We start from the raw sequence: 18748 nt of genomic DNA, 5'->3' as shown, positions 1-18748 counted from the left end.
CTCCCTGAGACACCGGAAGGTCTTTACGCGCCCTCCGGGAAATGTCATAGTTATCAAAACACAAAAATAACGGCATTGGCGACGTTGGGATTAACCGCAACGGACATTGGCCCTTGCGGTTTTTTTATTTCGTAGGAATTTGGAGAATCCATGCCTTTCACACAGTTTAATCTTCACCCGGACTTGCTCCGGGCGGTCAAAGCGTTGGGCTATGCCCAGCCGACGCCCATCCAATCCCAGGCGATCCCCCCGCCCTGGAAGGACGTGACATCCTGGGGTGCGCCCAGACCGGGAGCGGAAAAACGGCGGCTTTCGCATTCCCCGTCCTTCACCATCTATTGACCAAAGAAGGGGACGGCTTGCGCGCCCTCGTGCTGGTCCCCACGCGAGAATTGGCGGTGCAGGTCGAGCGAACTTTTCAGGAATGCGGGCGATATACCCGGTTTAAAACGGCCGTGGTCATTGGCGGTGTCAGCCACTCCGGGCAAGTCCGGTCCATTCAGAGCGGGGCCAGCATCCTGGTGGCCACCCCGGGCCGCCTCTTGGATCACATGCGCCAGGGCAACTTTTCCTTGAAATACATTGAACAATTGGTTTTAGACGAGGCCGACCGCATGCTGGACATGGGGTTCCTTCCCGACATAAAAGCCGTCCTCAAACACGTGCCCACGGAACGCCAAACACAGCTTTTCTCAGCCACTCTTCATGAGGATGTGGAACGTATTGCCGCTTTCGCCACGCGCAATCCCCTGCGGGTGGAAGTCGCCCGCCCTTCAACGGTGGCAGAGGGCATCAGCCAGATCCTTTACCCCGTCATTCAATCACAGAAAGCCGGCCTTCTTTTGGCTCTCTTGAAAGAAACGGAAATGCGTTCGATCCTGGTTTTTACCCGAACAAAGCACGGGGCGGACAAGGTGGCCTCCCGACTGCAAGAAGAGGGCTACCGGGTCGGCACTCTCCACTCCAACCGTTCCCAAAACCAACGACAAAAAGCCATGGACGACTTCCGGCAAATGCGCACCCAGATCCTCGTGGCCACCGACATCGCGGCGCGGGGGATCGACGTCAAAAATATCAGCCACGTGGTCAACTTCGACGTCCCTCGTTTTCCCGAAGACTACGTTCACCGCGTGGGCCGAACGGCGCGGGCCTACGGGGTGGGCGACGCCCTGATGTTCGTGGATCCCCAAGAGGAATCTTTTGTGAAGGGAATCGAGCGCTTTATCGCGATCGTTTTCCCACGGGCGACTCTTCCCGATTTTCAATACAATAAACCACCGAAACATGGGCCGCCGGGCTTTCACCGCCGCGCGCCCCAGGGTGAGATCGGCTGGTCTTTCCGAGGCCGCGCCTCCCAGGGACAGAAGGGTCGTTCGTCCCAGGGGCATGGGCAAAAAAACCGCTCGTCCCATGGCGGCCCGTCGTCCCATCGACAGGGACCCGCGGGAGGGAAGGACCGCCCTTCGTCACAAGCGCCTCAACGCCCGGTTCGTGTTCGAGGCGGTTTCCGATGGAAATAAACCCCATGATGGAGAGGAGAGGATAACCTATGCCAGCATTCTTTAAACCCAAGAGACGACGAGGCCCCGCCGGGCCCAATAAAAATCAACAAAAAGTGTTGCGGCGCGCCGAGGCGGAACGGGGCGCTCGTTCCGCGGGGATTCTTAAAGAACGGTTCCACTCCGTCACGTCCATTGCGCTCCACCTTTCCTTCATTACCCCTCAAGCCGAAGTTTTTGAGGAGCGGTCCCGCACCATCGGAGCCGGGGACGTCTGTGATTTTTCGGCCCCCTGCCCCGGGCGCTGTGGCGGAGAACGCGGGAGTTTCGACCTGTCCGAAGAAATAAAAACCGCCTTAGATTCCCGCAGGGAACGGGCGGAAGGCCGGCTGGTCTGCCAGGAAACCATGAATATCGGAACCACCGGCGTCTGCGATTTTCGTCTGGAATGGAAAAGCGTCATCACCTACGCGGCAGAATAAACAATCAGCCCCTCATGGGGGTTTTTTAGGAGGATGGACCTATGAAAATCACAGACTTGTTGGCATTGGCGGTCTCGATACTGGTCATCGTCAGCGTTTGGAAGGTTTTTGTCAAGGCGGGACAGCCGGGATGGGCCAGTTTGATTCCCTTCTTTAACCTCTACGTTCTGATAAAGATCGCCGGCAAACCCGGATGGTGGTTATTGTTGATGCTGATCCCCCTCATCAACCTGGTCTTTTTCTTACTCGTGACCTTGGGTTTGGCAGAGCGTTTTGGAAAAGGCGCTGGGTTCGGCGTTGGCCTTTTTCTTCTTCCCTTCATCTTCTGGCCCATCCTCGCCTTTGGGGACGACCTCGCTACGCCGAAAGCGGTTTAACTATTTCCGATCAGGACAGGAGGTTCGGGGAAACCCGGACCTCCTGTTTTTTTATTTCCTTCGATGAAAAACCAACCGGTAAACCATGAGAATGAAGAAGGCGCCGGCCACGGCGGCCAAAAACCCGTGGGGATCACGGCTGAAAGTCCAGTGAAACCGATGCCTTAAATAGGAAGCCAAGCCGGCCCCGCCAATCCCCAATGACGTCGTAACGACCAGCCCTCCGGGGGCCTTTCCCGGCATCAACACCTTCGCGACAATCCCCGCCAGGAATCCGAGCACGACAGTCCCAACAATTCCCATCGTTCCAAGGGAATCAAAAAAGGCCTTGCCTGAATGGACATCCATCGTTACCATCAAAATCCTCCTCGTTCGAATCGTCAATTCTGATTAAATAAACCGTTTACTCGATCTCCTCGGGTTTCAATTCGCTCCAAGACCCTTCCAGGGCGGCCAAGAGGTCGCGCTCTTCCCCGTCCAGGGTGTGGTCTTGGGCGTGCCGATGGGGATCCGGAACACTCACGTTTCCGTCTCGAAAACCAAGCGTCTCCAGGGTCTCGGAACAGTGGTCCAGGGGCCCGCAGGCGGTGAGGAGGTCGTGCCGGTCCCAAAGCACGGCCCCCTGTTCGGTGGGCGAAAGAACCCACAAATCGTGACGGGCATCTGTCGAGAGAAAAGGGAAAAACCGTTCCAGAAAAAGGCGCAGTTCACCCACGGTCATTTTTGGGCTTTGATACCGGCCGGCCCGGGCGCCGGAACGGGGAGAATGCAGGACATAAACCAAGACAAAGGGTTCCGCCATCGGAACCACCAGCATTCGAAAAAGCGCCGCCGGATCGTGTCCGCCGCCGATCCGAACCACCGGAATGCCCCCTCGTATGACCTTCGAAAATAACTCGGGATGCGAATAACGGGTCCAACGTCCGTCGCTTAAGGTCTCAATCCTCGACAGGGTCCCCTCCTTGGGCAAACATGAAAGCCCCGTCATCTCCCGAAACGACTGGATTTGACGGCTTCGAACAAACCGGCCTGGGCCCCGCTGAGCGCTGGGAGGCGGGTGTTATTTTCGAAGGGAATACCGAAGGCATGGGAGCGAGGCGCAAGGGCCGCCCGTGTCGCCCCATAGGGTCGAATCTGTTGGAAAATATCCGCCGAATCATAAACCCGTTCCCAAACAGGAAGAGGCACGCGGGGGATGTTTCATTTCAAACCGTTTCCTTGGACCCTCCATGGTTTGATTTTTCCATGGGAGGGCCCCTCGAGCGATTTTTTTCCGAACATCCCTCCGGTTTCCATGCCGAGGATTATACCAAGAGACAGGTCTTACAACATGACGAAAGATTCAATACCGCCCCCCCTCCCCCCCAAGGACGGGGAGGGGGGTGTTCAGGGACTTGGATCTAGATATTAAACGTCCAATTGACAGGGTATTCGGTTGAACCGGTTTCGGTTCCGATCGTGAATTTGCCTTCCACGATCACCACATCGCCCTGGTATTTGTAGGTGTATTGATGGTAATACCAGCGATTTTTATTCTGGAGACCGTCCGGGGACCACTGGGTGAAAGAGCTCCCCTGACTGGACAACGTCCCGTAGATGGAACTGTTCACGAAACAGGATCCGTTCTGTTCCGTGACGAACACAAGTGTTCCGCCCGAACTGCGCCAGTTGGTGGCCGTGAAATACGAAACCCCGTTTAACGTATATGTTCGGGAAGATCCGTAGACGGTCGGCGGGTATGTGTAGGGAGTGGAACTGATGGTCACACTTCCAGGGGTGCACCCCGAAGACACGGCGAGGGCGGAAAACCCACCGCCCGTCCCCGTAAGTTCCGGCTGGATATCAGCGGCCACTTTTTTCATCAGTTCGTTGTCGAGAGCCGACGCCGTGTTCGTGGTCGACCCGGTACCGCTTTCGGCAGGGTCCCCGGTTCCCAGCAACCGATCTTTGACATTCCGTGAACAAGCCGCGGCCAACCCCAAGAGACAAACGGCCATCAGGATTTTGATGTTACTCATTGTTTCCTCCTCGCTTTTGAAATGTATTTCTTTGGGAAGGTAGTCTCCTCCCCAACTGAATATTACGCGAGGGGCCTGGATTCCGGCTGAATAGGGACTGATATTTTCCTGAAAGGAGGGCGTTAGGACGAACGATCGTTCAGGCGGTAACCTTCGCCGACCAGGGTTTCGATGAGGTTTCCGCAGGGCCCAAGACACGCGCGAAGGTTTTTGATGTGGGCCTCCAGCGCATTCGCCGTTACCACCACGTCATCGCCCCAGAGGGAAGAAATGAGAGATTCCCGGGTGCGAAGTTGGCCTGGTTTTCGAACAAAAAGTAAAAGCAATTCATATTCTTTTCTCCGCAGGAGGACCCGTTGACCCTTCACCGTCACTTCCCGCCGCGTGGAATCCACTTCCACGCCTCCCACCTTAAAAACCGCTTGAACCTCCCCCCCGTCGCGCGCGCGCCGCAGAACCGCCTCCACCCGAGCCAAAAGCTCCTGGGCCTCAAAGGGCTTGGTTAAATAGTCGTCAGCCCCATGCGCAGTCCCTGGACTTTCTCTTGGGTCTTCCCCAGAATCGTCACGAGGATGAGGGGCAGGGAGGCCGTGGCGGAGTTGCTTTTGAGTATCTCACACATTTTTAGCCCCGTGATTCCAGGCAGTTGCACATCGGAGATGACAAGGTCCGGCCGGTTCTTTTGAATTAGAGAAAGCGCCTCTTCCGCCGACGCCGCCAGGGTGACCCGGTAACCCGCTTGAACCAAAAATCGGCGGGTCATGCTGGCCAGCCCCGAATCGTCTTCCACCAACAACAACGAACCGCTCACGATGCCCTCCATTGGGGAAGAGTCACCCGAAAGGTCGTCCCCCGATGGAGCTCCGACTCCACCGTCAGGGTTCCGTTTTGGGATTCCGCCAAGGCCTTGGCAATGGCGAGACCCAAACCTGTTCCTTGTTTTTTCTTGACCTGCGCCCCCGCGTTTTCCGCCGTCTGAAAACGCAAAAACAGCCTGGAAAGATCCTCCGGGGAAATACCGGGCCCGCTGTCCGAAACCTCGATGGCCACCCGCCCCTCCGGCGTCGATAGGGCGGACAAGGTAATGCGGTCTCCCGCGGCGGTGAATTTAAACGCGTTCGCCAGAAGATTAGACAAAATGCGGTAGGTCTGCGCTTCGTCCCCAATGACCATGGGAAAATCCTCCGGGACCCGCAAGCAAAACACCCTCCCGAATTCTTCCGCCTGGGCTCGAAAGAGATCATGAAGTTCTTGAAGAACGTTGACAACGGAAAAGGCCTCCCGAAGGGAGGAAAGAGGTCCTTCTTTGATTTTGGCCGCGTCCAGCAGATTGTCCACCATGTTCCGCAACCTGGACGTGCTGATCAAAATCGTTCCCAACACCTGCCGTCCGGTTTCAGCCGAGAGGGGCGACGGAGGGGACACCAGATAACGGGCCGCCATGGTGATCGCCCCCAAAGGATTTCGCAAATCGTGAGACACGGTGGCCACGAACTCGTCTTTCAACTCGTCCAACCGCGCCAATCGGCGAGACATCTCCGCAAAGGCCGAGGCCAATTGCCCGATTTCGTCGCGTCGAAAGACCGCGGGCCGCGCTTTCCAATCGCCGGCCCCCAGACGGCGAACCGCCCCAGTCAGTTCCTGAAGTGGTCTCACGAGCCCTCGCGCCACAACGAAAGCCATCCCGACACCGATGGCCAAACAAAGGAGGGTCGCCCCCGCAAAACGCCGCAGGGAGGCCCCCAACAGAACTCTCATTCGCTCCGTCTGGAGACGCCTGTCAAAAGCCAAAAGAGCCACCCCGAACTGTTCGCCGCGCCGGCTCACAGGCCCCGCCAATACGGTCAGAGGCTCGCCGTCAGAACCGGCTCGATTCATTTGGGTGAATCGCCCCATTTGACCGGACCATCGCCTGAGTTCGTGGACATCCCTGGTGTTTTTCAACCGCAGATCGGTGTGCATCAAAATATGGCCATCCTCCGACAAAAACGACGCCCAGCGCACGTCGCCGGATCGGCTCAACTCGCGCACGTAATGCACCAGAGTGATTTCGTCCTTGGAAAAAATGGATTGTTCGCAAAGCAGGGTCCAACGATGGCTTTCTTCCACGTTGGCCCGGTTTTGTTCTTTTATTAAATACTCACGCTGGGTCCAGGAAAGAGCCCCGGCGTAAAGGACAAACGATCCCACCGTGAGCCCCGCCACGTAAAAGACGAATCGGGTTCGGAGCGTCAACGTGGAGGTTTCCTTTCCTCTTCCACTCGCTCGAGGGCCTTGCGGGCATAGGCATGGGACGGATTCGTTTTTAAGCAAGATCGGAAGTTCTTAACGGCGGAATCCAAATCCCCATCGGCATAGTTCAGCAAGCCCAAGGTGTAAAGTTTTTCGGAGGTGTCCAGCGCGTCGGTGGATGGGGGAGGCGAGGCCTCTTTCGCCCGTCCCATCCCCGCCGCGAGTTGGCGACGTATTCGCTCTAATTGTTCCCGCGCTTCCGGATCCAGAGGATCCTCCGCCAAAACGGACAACCAACTTTGCGCGGCCTCCACCCACCGACCGGCGCGTTGTTTCTTGAAGGCTTCCGTTCGGTGGAACAGAACCATTTGATCGCGCCATTGGCGAGCGACTTCCTTTTGGGTTTTTTCGTAGAGGGCCAGCAACCCTTCATGGCCCGGGAACTCGGCCAGCCCCTTTTTTAATAGGGCCAGGGCGTCCTCGCCGCGGTTCTGAGCGATGGCGGTTTCAGCCGCCGCCATTATTTCATTCGTCCTCACCAGGGCCTCGGCTTGACGGTTCCGGTCATCGGCCTCTCTCCAGAGGTTCCGCAAATGTTCGTCTTTCGGTTGAAGTCGCAACGCCTGCTCCCAGGAAGAGGACGCTTCTTTCCAATCCCCCCGACAAAAGGCCACATAACCCAGAACCCGTTTTTCATCCGCGGGATTCAACATAATGCCGGAAAGGAGAGCTGTTTCCAAATTCCCGCACACGGAATGCAGGTAATCACGAAATCGTCGGCTGTCCGGATCGTCCCCCAGGGTCACTTCCAACACCAGGTCCACGCCGCGACAGGCGCGGAGGGTTTCCTGTGGCGCCAGCCGACGGCTGGCTCGGTCGGCCACTTTCAGTTCCCCCAGAGCGCGCCGGATTTCCCGCCGTCGGGCTTCCATGACCTTTTCTGCTTGGTCGATGATTTGGCGGAGATCCTCCTGGGGGACCCTTCCCATTTCCTCACGGTTCAACATCTTTTGTCCGGCGGCCACGAGCAGACGCTGGGCCCGTTGGTCTCGGGGGTGATGAACCAACGCTTCCGTTAATTGATCGATGGCGGAGGCATAATCTCCCTTTTCGTAGGCCGCGAGACCGTTGGCGAAAAAGTCCTTTCCGGCTTCCGCTCCAAAAACACTCATCGCGCCGACGATCAACACGCACAGAAAGGCCCCCCGTTGAAATATCCGTCTCATCGGGGGCGGGCAGAGTCCTGTTCTTGGAGTTTCGCGCTGGCCTCCCGAAGACCCTTCATGGCCCTTCGATGTTGGGGGTCCAAGGAAACAGCGCGGGCGAAATGGATCACCGCCTGGGCGTAATCCTTTTGTTGGAGGCTGGCGAGGCCGCGTTCATAGTGCCGCTCCGCCACGCTCCCGAAACGGTAGGTCAGTCCCAGGTGGTGGGTCTCACCCAGGGCTCCAAATCCCACATAACCGTAATCGACCTGCAGATCCAAAACCCGAAAACCGAAACCCATCGTTACACCGGATCCTTCCCGAGCCTCCCGACCGTTATAACCCAAACGGAAAGCCACCACCCCTTTGGCCCAATATTCGAGGCCGGCGAGCCAGATCGCAGGATCATCCCCGGTCAGAACAGTGTCCGCGGAAACGCTTAATCCTTCAAAAAATGGCCGGAGGTTAACGCCCGCCTGCAGGGCGCGGGGAAGGGCCCCGCCGGACGGACTCTTGCCCCAGTTTCTAAAGGCGGCCCCCAACGTCAGGGTTTGGAACATACCTCTCCGGATCGGAAGCCAGAGAGCGCCGCCATCCACGGCGAAAGTTTGGTACGTTTCACCGGCCAGGGTTTCCTGAGCCAAAACCCCCTGGGCGCCCCACCAACATTGGTCCCCCCACCCTCGGCCGTATCCGAGCCGAGCGGCGGAATCCCGGGCCGAAACAGACCCTTCCGCCCCCCCGCTTGGAGCGAAGCTTGGGATGTCCCCGTAGTTTAAGCTCAAGAGGTTGGCGGTAACCGCGCCGCCCTTGACGAACGGATGGGCATAACCCGCTGTTTGATATTGAACGTCGTCCATCCAGCGGGCGCCGGAAAACGCGACTTCATCCCGCCACAAGCGACCCAACCCGGCCGGATTAATTTGCGCTCCGGCCAAACCCGTTGCCTCCGCCACGCCCGCCCCGCCCAAGGCCGACGTGCGGGCCCCGGTCGGCAATCTTAAAAACTCGAAGGAATCCGCCCGTTTCGCCTGGACAGGGGCTACCGAACCGAAAATAAGCGCAAAGACTATCCATGGGCCGGCCACCCTTTCAACCGCTCCGTATCGGTTTCCCATGGGATTACCGGATCACCACGAGCTTCCCGCGTTTTTTATCGGCGGAGCTCTCAATCAGGAAGAAGTAAACCCCGCTGGGAAGGGGATCGCCATCTTCATCCTTGACGTCCCATACCAGCTCCCCGTCCCCGTCTGTTTCTTCCAGCGTTTTAACCCAGCGACCCGAAGCGCTGAATATCCGAATGGTGGCCAGTTGAGAGAGATCCCCGAACGTAATAGTGGAATCGCCTCGTTTGGCGCGAAAAGGAACCGGGTAGGCGAAGGACGTCTCCAGGCTCGTGTCCAATTGCCCGACCAGAGTGAAAACCCCCAACCCCGGCGCCGAGGCTGAAACCGTTCGCAAGGTCGTGTCCACCTGAGAAGAGGGCAAGCGGACCCAAAGACTCTTCTCCTCATTCAATCGATAAACCGCGAGGGTGCGCGCCCGAACCGGGAGCCCCGTCACCGCGTCGACGGTTTGACCGTCGGAAGAGGGATAGGTAAAGGTGACGTCTACCGAATTGGAGGGCTGAGCGGTCAAGGGAGCCCCCAGATTGTCCTTGGCTCGAATCTCCGCCACCGCGTTGGGGATGGGGGTACGGGGAACGGTTTCGTTTCCATCCAGTTTTTCGGCGGCCGCCATGATTTGGGTAGGGGTTTGGGGGGACTCCAAGGGAAACCGCAGGGGGTCCGTGGAGAGATAAAGCCGATAATCTTCGGAAAATGTGCCGCTGGCCACCATCACGGTCACGTTCCCGTTCGGGCTTTGGATCGTGGCGGAGGAACCGCCCGTGTTGAACGGAGTCGTGGCGGTGGCCGTTGAACCCAGCCCGACATAAACGGTGGAGAGTCCGTCTTGGTTCAACGCGCGAACCCGAGCAAAATAGGTTGTTCCCTCGGCGAGGCCCCCAAAATCGGCCCACAGCCCCGTGCTGGACCGATCCACCGTGTTGATAAAACCGGGTTGGGTCGAGATCTGCGCCTCGTAGCTTGTCGATGGAGGGTTCCAGCGCACCGTCCCGGAGGTCCAGTTCACGCGGAACCCCGACACCGTCCCATTGGAAAAGGGCACGCCGGGAACCCCCGGCGGTTCAGCGAAGGTGGAGGTGGAACCCAGCGGGACAAAAACGGTCCGAACGCCGTCATCGTTCATCGCTCGAACCCGAAGGTCATAGAGGGTGTTCGGAGAAAGGCCCCCAAACACAAACGAGGTGCCCGTCGTAGCCGTGGACGAAACCAACGTCGAAAAACCGTCGCTGGAGATTTCAGTTTCAAAAACCGTCCCCGCCGGGTTGCTGTTGGTCCCCCATTGGGCCTGAAGTTGAAAGGAGGAAAGGACGGAGGCCGGTAGCGTAACGGGGAGGTTCGCCAACGTCCGCGTGGAGCCCAGGGCGACGCTCCCGGCCATGATCGACGTGGTGGCCACCTGGGCGTAGTAAAGCGTGTTTGGGATCAGGGGGGCGGTGGAGCCAAACACGGAAGGAGGCCCTCCGGTGATTTGGGTGAAGGGGGAGAGGAATCCCGGATCCTCGTCCAGTTGGCTGTAATTCAACGTCGCCGTGCTACATACGGAATTCCATTGAAGCGTCAATCCCAAGGCCGTCACCCCGGAAAACGATGGAGTGGAAATCGATAGACACCCAAAGGACGGAATCGGCCGCAGAAACGCAAAACCGAGAAAGAGGACCACGCGAAGGTGTTTCCTGAGAAATCCCATATATTTTTCCCTTTTTCTCCAATAAGGCCTGTGTCACAACCCCAGTATACGCGGAAACGCTGAATTCTCCCTGCCCGTGCCCTGATATCCCCCTGAAATATAACAGGGAAATAACGTTAAGATCCCCCCAACTCGGTAATCGTTCCAAAGTCTAACTCCCATTTCCCCCATTTTCCAGGGTTAATAGCAAAACTTTTTCCTGGCCGGACTTTGTTTTGACGTTCGCGGGGGACTGCTTCGATCGGGGTACCATTTGATTCGAACTCCGAAATAAGTCAAAATAGGGTTTCGAGGGCGAAAACCCCACGATTGGTTACGTTTTATCCTCCATCGCCCGCTCGGCCCTGCAAAAAAAGAACGGATCACCGTTAAACCACCTTGGCTCTATTTCGCGGCTGTTGGGCCACCAGAGGGACACCTCAATAAAGGTTCGCTGACATGAACGAAATCGCTCGGCGACGAACGTTCGCCATCATATCGCACCCCGACGCGGGCAAAACCACACTCACGGAAAAGCTTTTGCTTTACGGCGGGGCCGTGCATTTGGCGGGGACGGTCACGGCCCGGAAAAGCCAACGAGCCACCGCTTCGGATTGGATGGAGCTGGAAAAAAAGCGCGGCATTTCCATCAGCTCCACCGTGCTCCAATTTGACTACGATGGTTACCGCGTCAACTTGTTGGACACCCCGGGCCACCGGGATTTTTCCGAGGACACCTACCGGGTTTTGACGGCCGTGGACGCCGTGGTCATGGTCATCGACGCCGCCAAAGGCATCGAAAGCCAAACCCGAAAGCTCTTCGAGGTGTGTCGTCAACGACGGGTGCCCATCTTCACCTTCATCAACAAGCTCGACCGGCCCTCCAAAGAACCCCTCGAACTGATCGATGAATTGGAGAAGGTCTTAAACCTGCGGGCTTTCCCCATGAACTGGCCCCTGGGCACCGGGTTTGATTTCCGGGGGGTGTACGACCGTATCCGCCGGCATGTGCACCTCTTTGAACGGGTTCCAGGCGGAGCCTACCGGGCGCCTGAAGCCGCCCACGACCCCGCGGACCCCGTGATCGCCCAACACCTGGACCCGTTGAGTTATTCCAATTTTGTCGAAGAAACCGCCATGCTGGACCACGCGGGCGCCTCCTCCGATCGAGACGCCATTCTCAGGGGCGAAACGACGCCTGTCTTCTTTGGGAGCGCCTCCAATAACTTCGGAGTCCAACTCCTATTGGACGGTTTTCTCGCCCATTCTCCGGGACCCGTGGCGCGGGTCTCGTCCCAAGGTTCCATTTCTCCCGACCACCCGGCGTTCTCGGGGTTCATCTTTAAAATCCAAGGGAACATGGATCCACGCCACCGGGACCGGGTGGCCTTTCTCAGAGTCTGCTCGGGGCAATTCGTGCGGGACATGGCGGCTTTTCATTCGGGGAGCGATAAAAAGATAAAACTCGCGAACTCGTTCAAACTTTTCGGGCGGGATCGAGAGATAGTGGAGGAAGCCCGCGCGGGAGACATCGTGGGGCTGGTGGGCCATTCCGCCTTCAAAATCGGGGATACGCTGAGCGAAACCCCCGGCCTCATTTACGACGAAATTCCGCGGTTTCCCCCGGAAAGTTTTTCTTTCATCCACAACCCCAACCCCGCGAATTACAAGCCGTTCCGAAAGGGATTGGAACAGCTCCTGCTGGAAGGAATTGTCCAATCCTTTTCCGTTAAAGATGCCCCCCCCTTGTTGGCCGCCGTGGGACCGCTCCAATTCGAGGTCGTGCAATTTCGGTTGGAGTCGGAGTATGGGGTTTCTTCCCGTTTCGAACCGGCCCCCTGGAAGCTGGCCCGTTGGGTGGACGGGACGTTGCCGTCCAACGCGCGCATTCCTTTCGGATCGCAATTAGCCGCCGACGGCGCAGGCGGCCCGGCCATTCTCTTCCGGGACGAATGGTCTTTGAATTATTTCACGGAGAACCACCCCAGCGTGTCGCTCCGGGACCAGGCGCGCCCGTCCCCCCTCCTCCCGCAGACCAACTAAAAAGATTATTTTTTCGGGTTCGCGGGGGTGGCCGGTTCAGTGTCTTTAACAGCGATTTGAATATTGGAATGCTTGTCCCACCAATGGTAGCCGAAGGTGAAAGGGAGAAGCCGGGCCGGCTCCGTGGCCGTGTAGGCGTCGGCCAGGTCCTGCTGAATCGTCCCACCGAAATCCTTGATGGCGTTCGTGTAACGCCCGTAAAGCGTCACCGTCCACCCCCCTTTCCCGAAGGCCCGATAAGGAAGACCGGAATCGTCCTGCAGGAGGTATCGCGTGCTTCGAAGCACCGAGGCGCGGATCTTTGAGAAATTCGACCCATGAAGCAGGTAGGAGGCTGACTTCATGAACGAGATCCCCGTTCCACCCTGGCTTAGATAAGTCAAAAACTCGGGGTGGGAGGCCAACCCCTTATCGGACACATCAACGGACAGGTAGACCAGGGTTTGGGTTTTCCCCTCCGGACGCCGGAAGGTGATCCGGACCCCCGGGACGGGATTCGCCGCGGCCCGTTTCGCCAAGGCTCCGATCGCCGTGGAGGAGGAAACGCGAAGGGTGCCATCCGAACCGATCCGAACATTCTCAACCGACAGGATATCCAGGTTCATTCTCGCCATGAAAATCATGATCAGGGGCGCATTCCCGCGAAGGACGGGGGTCCGCAATTCTTTCATCATCCGTTTCGTGATGAAATATTGCCTTTGGAAAATATCGTCCATGGATTCGCGGATGTCGGTTAAAAGGTTCGCGTAGTCCGAGTCGCTGAGCTTTCGCACCGACGGGGGGACCCCCGGGGCTTCCAGACTGTAAAAAACATAGGTGTCGCAATCCGGAAAAAAGAGATAGGCGTTCATGAAATCCGGCCCGCTGAAAGGATAAAACAGCGTCTGGAGGGAGGGATCCGGCTTCACGTCCGTCGCCGCCCAATCCCGCGCCGGGTCCAGACGCTTTTTGGAGAGCGCCGCCCAATTTTTTTCAAAAAATGCCTGGTGATCCGTCCATGTGGGGCTCGTCGTCAATTTTTCAAACCCCGCTTCACCCGGGTCCATCCCCGCCATCAATCGCGCCACGCCGTTGAGATACCCGCTCGACGAAGCAACCTGAACTTCCCCCCCTCCGCCACCCGCCAAAATCAGGACCACCCCCCACAACCCCATGCGTTTATGCATTTATTGTCCTCTCAGAATTATTTTCCACGATGATTTTAGCTGTTTTCCCAGTCGCCGTCAGGATCCAATAAACACCAAACCCGGCCGCCAACGTCCCCAGCCCGGCCAAGGATTCCCAGGGATGTTCCTTCAAAAGAAAAACCATCATCCAAAGGTTGAAACCCAAAAACACAAGGGGCGTCCACGGGTACCCCCACGTCCGGTATCCCGTCACGACTCCGCCCTGGGCGCGCCTCCGAAACACCGCCAAGACGGTGAGCACGGTAAAAACAGTGAGGGTGAACCCGATGTAAGTCATCACGCGCTCGAAAGAAGAGGTCAGGAAAAGAACCAGCGCGATCAAAACTTGAGAAACAATCGCCGCCCGAGGATTTCCGCGACGGTTCACTTGGGCGAGGAAACCAGCTCTCGCAAAATCCTCTCCGATGGTTTTCACCAGCCGCGAACCCGCCAGGATGAAAGAGCTCAGGGACGCTACGAGCCCCAGTCCCACCGACGCGCCGACAAACATCCGCCCCGCCGGCCCCCACATTTTGTCTCCCGCCACGTTCCCGACCTCCAAGGTTCCTGCCAGTTCGGAGAGGGGCGCCACGCGCAAAAACGCCGCGTTCAAAAGGAGGTAGAGCCCGGTGACGATGGCGGTGCCGAACAAAATGGACCGCGGGACGTTCCGGGCGGGAAGAGAGACCTCGCCCGCCAGGTAGGTGGAGGCGTTCCAACCTGAATACGCATAGGAAACATAAACAAGGGAAACGGCGAACCCAGGACTGACCAACCGCCCCAAATCCGCCCGCACGGGCCCGAAGTGGGTCCCCGCGCTCGGAACCAGGAAAAGACCGAATACAACGATGGCCACAATCGGCAATATTTTAATGGCCGTCCAAAGGTTCAGAAAACGCGCGCCTTTGTCTCCGCTCCAGAGGTGCACCGCCGAGACCCCCAGGAGAGCCGTCAGACCAAGGACCAGGGGAGAAACCGACGGAAAGACCGCCGACATATAGCGCCCGAACGCCATGGCCGAAAGGGCCATGGGGGCCGCAAACGCCACCGTCCCCGACACCCAGCCCGATAGAAATCCAAGGGCCGGGTGAAAGAGTTCCCCCAAATAAGTGTATTCGCCCCCCGAGCGAGGCATGGCGGCCGCCAATTCCGCATAGGTTAACGCGCCGCAAGCGGCCAGGACGCCACCCAGAGACCAAAGGCAGAGCGCGCAAAAAGCCGACGGCACCGCGGCCAGCTGAAAGCCCAAGCTTGTGAACACGCCCGTGCCGACCATGTTCGAAACGACCAGAGCGACCGCGGTCCAGAAACCAATGGATGCTTGATTTTTAATGGGAGAGCCTCTTAATGGGGATCATTATAGTTTTCCATGTTTTTTTTCACTAGAACAGTTTTTCCTCGTTTTGTTTCCCGACTGGAGGGAGACCTTCGCCGGGACTCCCGCCAACGTTCCATATCAGCGCGCGCCTCGCGTTCCTCCAGGAAAGAATAGGGTGGAAACCGTCGGGCCCAGCCCGCCAACGTTCGATTGAAACGACGGGCCCCTTTCCGCCAATTAGGGTCCGGCAGTCGCATCAAAAGGCGCGGTTCCTCGACAAAAAGCCGGAGGAAATCCAGCGTGAGAGGAGAAGCCGATCCATCGCCCGCCAGCAGACGGGCCGCGAAAGGCGCGCAGAGCCCATCCGAATTAGCCAACACGATCAAGGTGAGTTGTTGGTCGGGAAACTTAAAAAGCAGGCTGGACCCGGCGTTGGGGAGATATCCCGGATGCCAAAGGGCCCGAACCTCGTGTATTTCTCCCACGTACCACCCGTGCCCGTAGGGACGGGGCCCTTCGATCGAATTCGGCGTTATCCAGAGAACTTCCCGCATCTCCGGCGGAAGAAGACGCCCCTCATCCAACGCTTCGTCGAACAACGCCAGATCGCGGACCGTGGAGAGAAGTCCCGATGAAGCGCTCAAAGTGATCGGAAGATCATCCTCCGCGGACGGGTGAGCGCGGCCTTTTCGGTCCACCCGATAGGAACGGGCCAAACGTTCGGCCAAGACCTCGCGGTAGCGGGATGCGCGCTCGGCGTCGCGAACCCCGGCGACCTCGTTGATAAATTCCGGCGCGTCCGGCCCGGGAACGGAATCACGCATGTCCAGCGGATCAAGGATCCGCTCCCAGAACAATTCCTGAAACGGTTTTCCCCCCGCTTTTTCGGCCACCGCGGTCAGGGTTTTGAATCGCCCGCTTTCGTAGGAGAAGGGGAGAGTGTCCACGTCACGGGAAGTGTGGCTTAACACATGGCGGACCCGGGCGGGGTCCGACTGGAATTCTTTCGAGTAACGAGACATCTTGTCATCCAAATTTAAAAGCCCCTCGCGGGCCAAGTCAAACAACAGGGCCGCCGTGAAGGTTTTCGTCAAGGAGGCCACCGGGTACACGCTTTCCGCGTCCGCCCGCCGTCTCGCTTCCCGGTCAGCCCACCCGAACCCGCTGGACCAAAGAAGACGCCCGTCCCGTAAAATCGCCACCGAAACGCCTGGCAAACCCACCGCCTTTTGAAAACAGGAGATTTGCCGGGAGAATCGCTGGATCCGTGTTTCATCGGTCTCCCGATAGGCGCGAGCCTCCAGTCCCCGGGGGAGGAGCGCCCCCAAAAGGCACAGGGGCCAAAGAACCGTTGGACGCCACCCTTTGAGGCTCAGAAAGCCACCGCCTGATCCACCAGCATCACCGGGATGCCCTCACGAAGGGGGTAAGAAAGACGGCAATAAAAACAGACGAATCGTTGCTCCTCCGAACGATAGTCCAATGGGCCCTTGCACTTTGGGCAGGCCAACACGTCTCGACATTCTTTAGACAACGTCACGAACAAGCTCCTTTCGTTCGGAGACCGCCCCGCGGTCAACCCCTCGGGTGAAACTTTCGGTGGGCGCTTTTGACCGCGGCGCGGTCGAGGTGAGTGTAAATTTGAGTGGTGGAGATATCCGCGTGACCCAACATTTCCTGAACCACGCGGAGGTCGGCGCCCCCGCGTAAAAGGTGCGTGGCGAAGGAATGCCGCAGGACATGGGGGCTGATGGGCTTCAGGACCCCCGCCGCCCGAGCCCACTTCTTCAGTTCATACCAGAACGCCACCCGCGTGAGAGGCCGTCCCGCCCGTCCGGCAAAAAGCGGCCCTCCCAGACTCTTGTCGGTGCGCGCCTCTTGATAATTCCTCACGGCGTGGATGGCCCGCCGATTAATGGGCACCACGCGCTCTTTGCCGCCTTTCCCGAAAACGCGAACAAACCCCACGTCCAGGTCAATACCCTCGCGGTTCAACCCCACGAGTTCGCTGACCCGCAAACCCGCGGCATAAAGGAGCTCGAGCATGGCTTTAAATCGAAGAGTGTGAATCGTTGGCTTAGGAGAGTAGGCCAGAAGACGCCCCACCTCCTCCACCGACAAAACTTTCGGAAGGCGTTCCCCAGTTTTTGGGCTTGAAAGTTGTCCCGTGGGATCCGATTCCGCGAGCCCCTCGATTTTCAGGAATCGGTGAAACTGCCGGAGGCTTTGAGATAAACGGTATAGGCTCGAAGCCTTCAGAGGCGTCGACCGTCGAACCCATAAGAATTCGGACAAGTCGCCCGGGGTGACCACGGCCGCCCCCACCCCGCGCCGATCCAGGAATTCCAGGTAGGGGCGGAGATCGGCGCCGTAGGCGGACACCGTGTTGCCTGCGAGTTTCCGCTCCACCCGCAAATGGTCGAGGAATTCCTTCAACAGCGAAGGCACCTCGGCGGCGGCCGGAGCGGCCGACACCGTTAGCCTTTGCCGGCCCGTGCGGCCTTGGCCGGCTCCTTTTCTTTCACCGCGGCCTTGGGCTCCTCCGCCGGTTCATCGACGGGACCCGCCAAAAGCTTGGCCCGGATCTCTTTCTCAATCTCATCGGCCACAGCCACGTTCTCTTTTAAAAAGGTCCGGGCCAATTCCCGGCCCTGACCCAGCCGGTCGGTCTTAAATAGGATCCAGGTCCCGGCTTTCTCCAAAACCCCGCTACTGACGCCCAGGTCCAACAAGCAGTTCTCCCGGGCGATGCCTTCCCCGAAAATCATATCGCATTCCGCCTGTTGGAACGGCGCCGCCACTTTATTCTTGACGACTTTAATGCGCACCCGGTTGCCGACCACCTTGTCTCCCTGCTTGATGGACTCCACCCGGCGAATGTCGATCCGAACCGTGGCGTAAAACTTGAGCGCCATGCCGCCCGTGGTGGTTTCCGGGTTTCCGTACATGACGCCGATTTTCATCCGCAACTGGTTGATGAACACCACGCAGGTTTTGGACCGAGCGATGTTCGCCGTCAGCTTACGAAGGGCCTGGCTCATCAACCGGGCTTGAAGCCCCACGTGGGAGTCGCCCATTTCTCCTTCAATCTCCGCCCGCGGAACCAGGGCGGCCACCGAATCGATCACGATGATATCGATGGCGCCGCTCCGCACCAGCTGGTCGGTGATCTCCAGGGCCTGTTCGCCGGAGTCCGGCTGAGAAATGAGGAGGTTGTCGATATCGACCCCCAGTTTCCGGGCGTAATCCGGGTCCATGGCGTGTTCAGCGTCGATGTAGGCGGCCGTTCCCCCCAACTTCTGGGCCTGGGCCACCACCTGAAGACAGAGCGTCGTTTTCCCGGAGGATTCGGGCCCGTAGACCTCGACCACGCGCCCTCGGGGAAACCCGCCCACGCCCAGGGCGATGTCCAACGGAAGAGCCCCGGTGGGAATCACGTCCACCTTCACCCGCCCGGATTTTTCGCCGAGCTTCATGATGGCTTCTTTTCCGTGTTGTTTTTCAATGGTGGCCAGGGCCAACGAAAGCGCTTTATACTTTTCTTCTTTATTGCTCATAAGTTGCCTCCAAGGCAGGTCGATCGAAAAAAGGAAACGGGCGGCCGGCGTGAACGTC

At 58.3% G+C, this 18748-nt stretch carries 19 protein-coding genes; 4 read left to right on the top strand and 15 right to left on the bottom strand.

The window, feature by feature from the left end; translation table 11 throughout:
• Positions 1 to 233 precede the first annotated feature (233 nt).
• Genes IPP35_01160 through IPP35_01150 form a run of 3 tightly spaced genes read left to right on the top strand, consistent with a single transcriptional unit; the run spans position 234 to position 2358 of the window.
• Positions 234 to 1520: a DEAD/DEAH box helicase gene (locus tag IPP35_01160; GenBank protein MBL0057749.1), complete on the top strand. Its 1287-nt coding sequence runs from the start codon at positions 234 to 236 to the stop codon at positions 1518 to 1520.
• Between the two features lie 29 nt (positions 1521 to 1549).
• Complete coding sequence (locus IPP35_01155) at positions 1550 to 1981, top strand: hypothetical protein (GenBank protein MBL0057748.1); 432 nt, start codon at positions 1550 to 1552, stop codon at positions 1979 to 1981.
• Between the two features lie 41 nt (positions 1982 to 2022).
• Positions 2023 to 2358, top strand: coding sequence for a signal peptidase I (locus tag IPP35_01150; GenBank protein ID MBL0057747.1), 336 nt, complete (start codon positions 2023 to 2025; stop codon positions 2356 to 2358).
• Positions 2359 to 2409: 51 nt separating this feature from the next.
• Here IPP35_01150 and IPP35_01145 read toward each other — a convergent pair whose 3' ends face one another.
• From IPP35_01145 to IPP35_01105, 9 genes are all read right to left on the bottom strand, one after another.
• Positions 2410 to 2661, bottom strand: coding sequence for a GlsB/YeaQ/YmgE family stress response membrane protein (locus tag IPP35_01145; protein ID MBL0057746.1), 252 nt, complete (start codon positions 2659 to 2661; stop codon positions 2410 to 2412).
• A 100-nt stretch (positions 2662 to 2761) separates the two neighbouring features.
• The gene (locus IPP35_01140) at positions 2762 to 3220 is read right to left on the bottom strand and encodes a hypothetical protein (GenBank protein ID MBL0057745.1); all 459 of its coding nucleotides are present in this window, start codon (positions 3218 to 3220) and stop codon (positions 2762 to 2764) included.
• Positions 3221 to 3758: 538 nt separating this feature from the next.
• Positions 3759 to 4376: a hypothetical protein gene (locus tag IPP35_01135; GenBank protein ID MBL0057744.1), complete on the bottom strand. Its 618-nt coding sequence runs from the start codon at positions 4374 to 4376 to the stop codon at positions 3759 to 3761.
• Positions 4377 to 4498: 122 nt separating this feature from the next.
• A complete protein-coding gene (locus IPP35_01130; protein MBL0057743.1) occupies positions 4499 to 4852 on the bottom strand; it encodes a response regulator transcription factor in 354 nt (117 codons plus the stop codon).
• Between the two features lie 26 nt (positions 4853 to 4878).
• Positions 4879 to 5187, bottom strand: a complete 309-nt coding sequence (locus tag IPP35_01125) for a response regulator (GenBank protein ID MBL0057742.1) — start codon at positions 5185 to 5187, stop codon at positions 4879 to 4881.
• A complete protein-coding gene (locus IPP35_01120) occupies positions 5184 to 6611 on the bottom strand; it encodes a HAMP domain-containing histidine kinase (GenBank protein ID MBL0057741.1) in 1428 nt (475 codons plus the stop codon). The genes IPP35_01125 and IPP35_01120 overlap by 4 nt, the downstream gene beginning before the upstream one ends.
• The gene (locus tag IPP35_01115; protein MBL0057740.1) at positions 6608 to 7834 is read right to left on the bottom strand and encodes a hypothetical protein; all 1227 of its coding nucleotides are present in this window, start codon (positions 7832 to 7834) and stop codon (positions 6608 to 6610) included. The genes IPP35_01120 and IPP35_01115 overlap by 4 nt, the downstream gene beginning before the upstream one ends.
• Positions 7831 to 8811 (bottom strand): tetratricopeptide repeat protein, encoded by a 981-nt coding sequence (locus IPP35_01110; GenBank protein MBL0057739.1) that lies wholly within the window; start codon positions 8809 to 8811, stop codon positions 7831 to 7833. Before IPP35_01110 ends, IPP35_01115 begins: the two co-directional genes overlap by 4 nt.
• 124 nt (positions 8812 to 8935) lie before the next feature.
• Positions 8936 to 10627 (bottom strand): T9SS type A sorting domain-containing protein, encoded by a 1692-nt coding sequence (locus tag IPP35_01105; protein ID MBL0057738.1) that lies wholly within the window; start codon positions 10625 to 10627, stop codon positions 8936 to 8938.
• A 438-nt stretch (positions 10628 to 11065) separates the two neighbouring features.
• Between IPP35_01105 and IPP35_01100 the strand changes: the two genes are divergently transcribed.
• Positions 11066 to 12649, top strand: coding sequence for a peptide chain release factor 3 (locus IPP35_01100; protein MBL0057737.1), 1584 nt, complete (start codon positions 11066 to 11068; stop codon positions 12647 to 12649).
• 5 nt (positions 12650 to 12654) lie between these two features.
• On the opposite strand, the gene IPP35_01095 is transcribed toward IPP35_01100, so the two are convergent.
• The 6 genes from IPP35_01095 to recA form a co-directional block, all read right to left on the bottom strand.
• A complete protein-coding gene (locus IPP35_01095) occupies positions 12655 to 13815 on the bottom strand; it encodes a hypothetical protein (GenBank protein MBL0057736.1) in 1161 nt (386 codons plus the stop codon).
• On the bottom strand, positions 13808 to 15091 hold the full coding sequence (locus IPP35_01090; protein ID MBL0057735.1) for an amino acid permease: 1284 nt from the start codon (positions 15089 to 15091) through the stop codon (positions 13808 to 13810). The genes IPP35_01095 and IPP35_01090 overlap by 8 nt, the downstream gene beginning before the upstream one ends.
• A 68-nt stretch (positions 15092 to 15159) precedes the next feature.
• Complete coding sequence (locus IPP35_01085; GenBank protein ID MBL0057734.1) at positions 15160 to 16350, bottom strand: beta-lactamase family protein; 1191 nt, start codon at positions 16348 to 16350, stop codon at positions 15160 to 15162.
• Positions 16351 to 16505: 155 nt separating this feature from the next.
• Positions 16506 to 16673, bottom strand: a complete 168-nt coding sequence (locus tag IPP35_01080; protein ID MBL0057733.1) for a Trm112 family protein — start codon at positions 16671 to 16673, stop codon at positions 16506 to 16508.
• A 35-nt stretch (positions 16674 to 16708) separates the two neighbouring features.
• A complete protein-coding gene (gene xerD, locus IPP35_01075) occupies positions 16709 to 17608 on the bottom strand; it encodes a site-specific tyrosine recombinase XerD (GenBank protein ID MBL0057732.1) in 900 nt (299 codons plus the stop codon).
• A 2-nt stretch (positions 17609 to 17610) separates the two neighbouring features.
• Positions 17611 to 18690, bottom strand: coding sequence for a recombinase RecA (recA, locus tag IPP35_01070; GenBank protein MBL0057731.1), 1080 nt, complete (start codon positions 18688 to 18690; stop codon positions 17611 to 17613).
• Between the last annotated feature and the right edge of the window lie 58 nt (positions 18691 to 18748).

Source organism: Elusimicrobiota bacterium (genome assembly GCA_016721625.1).
In the GTDB taxonomy this organism is placed as follows: domain Bacteria; phylum Elusimicrobiota; class Elusimicrobia; order FEN-1173; family FEN-1173; genus JADKHR01.
Note: the sequence above shows the minus strand (reverse complement) of the source record. Positions and strands in the feature narration are given on the sequence as shown.

What these genes read in the sequence shown, in the direction of transcription:
- IPP35_01155 (MBL0057748.1), top strand. Translation starts at nt 1,550, where the DNA reads ATGCCAGCATTCTTTAAACCCAAGAGACGACGAGGCCCCGCCGGGCCC.
- IPP35_01150 (MBL0057747.1), top strand. Translation starts at nt 2,023, where the DNA reads ATGAAAATCACAGACTTGTTGGCATTGGCGGTCTCGATACTGGTCATC.
- IPP35_01145 (MBL0057746.1), bottom strand. Translation starts at nt 2,661, where the DNA reads ATGGGAATTGTTGGGACTGTCGTGCTCGGATTCCTGGCGGGGATTGTC.
- IPP35_01135 (MBL0057744.1), bottom strand. Translation starts at nt 4,376, where the DNA reads ATGAGTAACATCAAAATCCTGATGGCCGTTTGTCTCTTGGGGTTGGCC.
- IPP35_01115 (MBL0057740.1), bottom strand. Translation starts at nt 7,834, where the DNA reads ATGAGACGGATATTTCAACGGGGGGCCTTTCTGTGCGTGTTGATCGTC.
- IPP35_01105 (MBL0057738.1), bottom strand. Translation starts at nt 10,627, where the DNA reads ATGGGATTTCTCAGGAAACACCTTCGCGTGGTCCTCTTTCTCGGTTTT.
- IPP35_01100 (MBL0057737.1), top strand. Translation starts at nt 11,066, where the DNA reads ATGAACGAAATCGCTCGGCGACGAACGTTCGCCATCATATCGCACCCC.
- IPP35_01095 (MBL0057736.1), bottom strand. Translation starts at nt 13,815, where the DNA reads ATGCATAAACGCATGGGGTTGTGGGGGGTGGTCCTGATTTTGGCGGGT.
- IPP35_01090 (MBL0057735.1), bottom strand. Translation starts at nt 15,091, where the DNA reads ATGGTCGGCACGGGCGTGTTCACAAGCTTGGGCTTTCAGCTGGCCGCG.
- recA (MBL0057731.1), bottom strand. Translation starts at nt 18,690, where the DNA reads ATGAGCAATAAAGAAGAAAAGTATAAAGCGCTTTCGTTGGCCCTGGCC.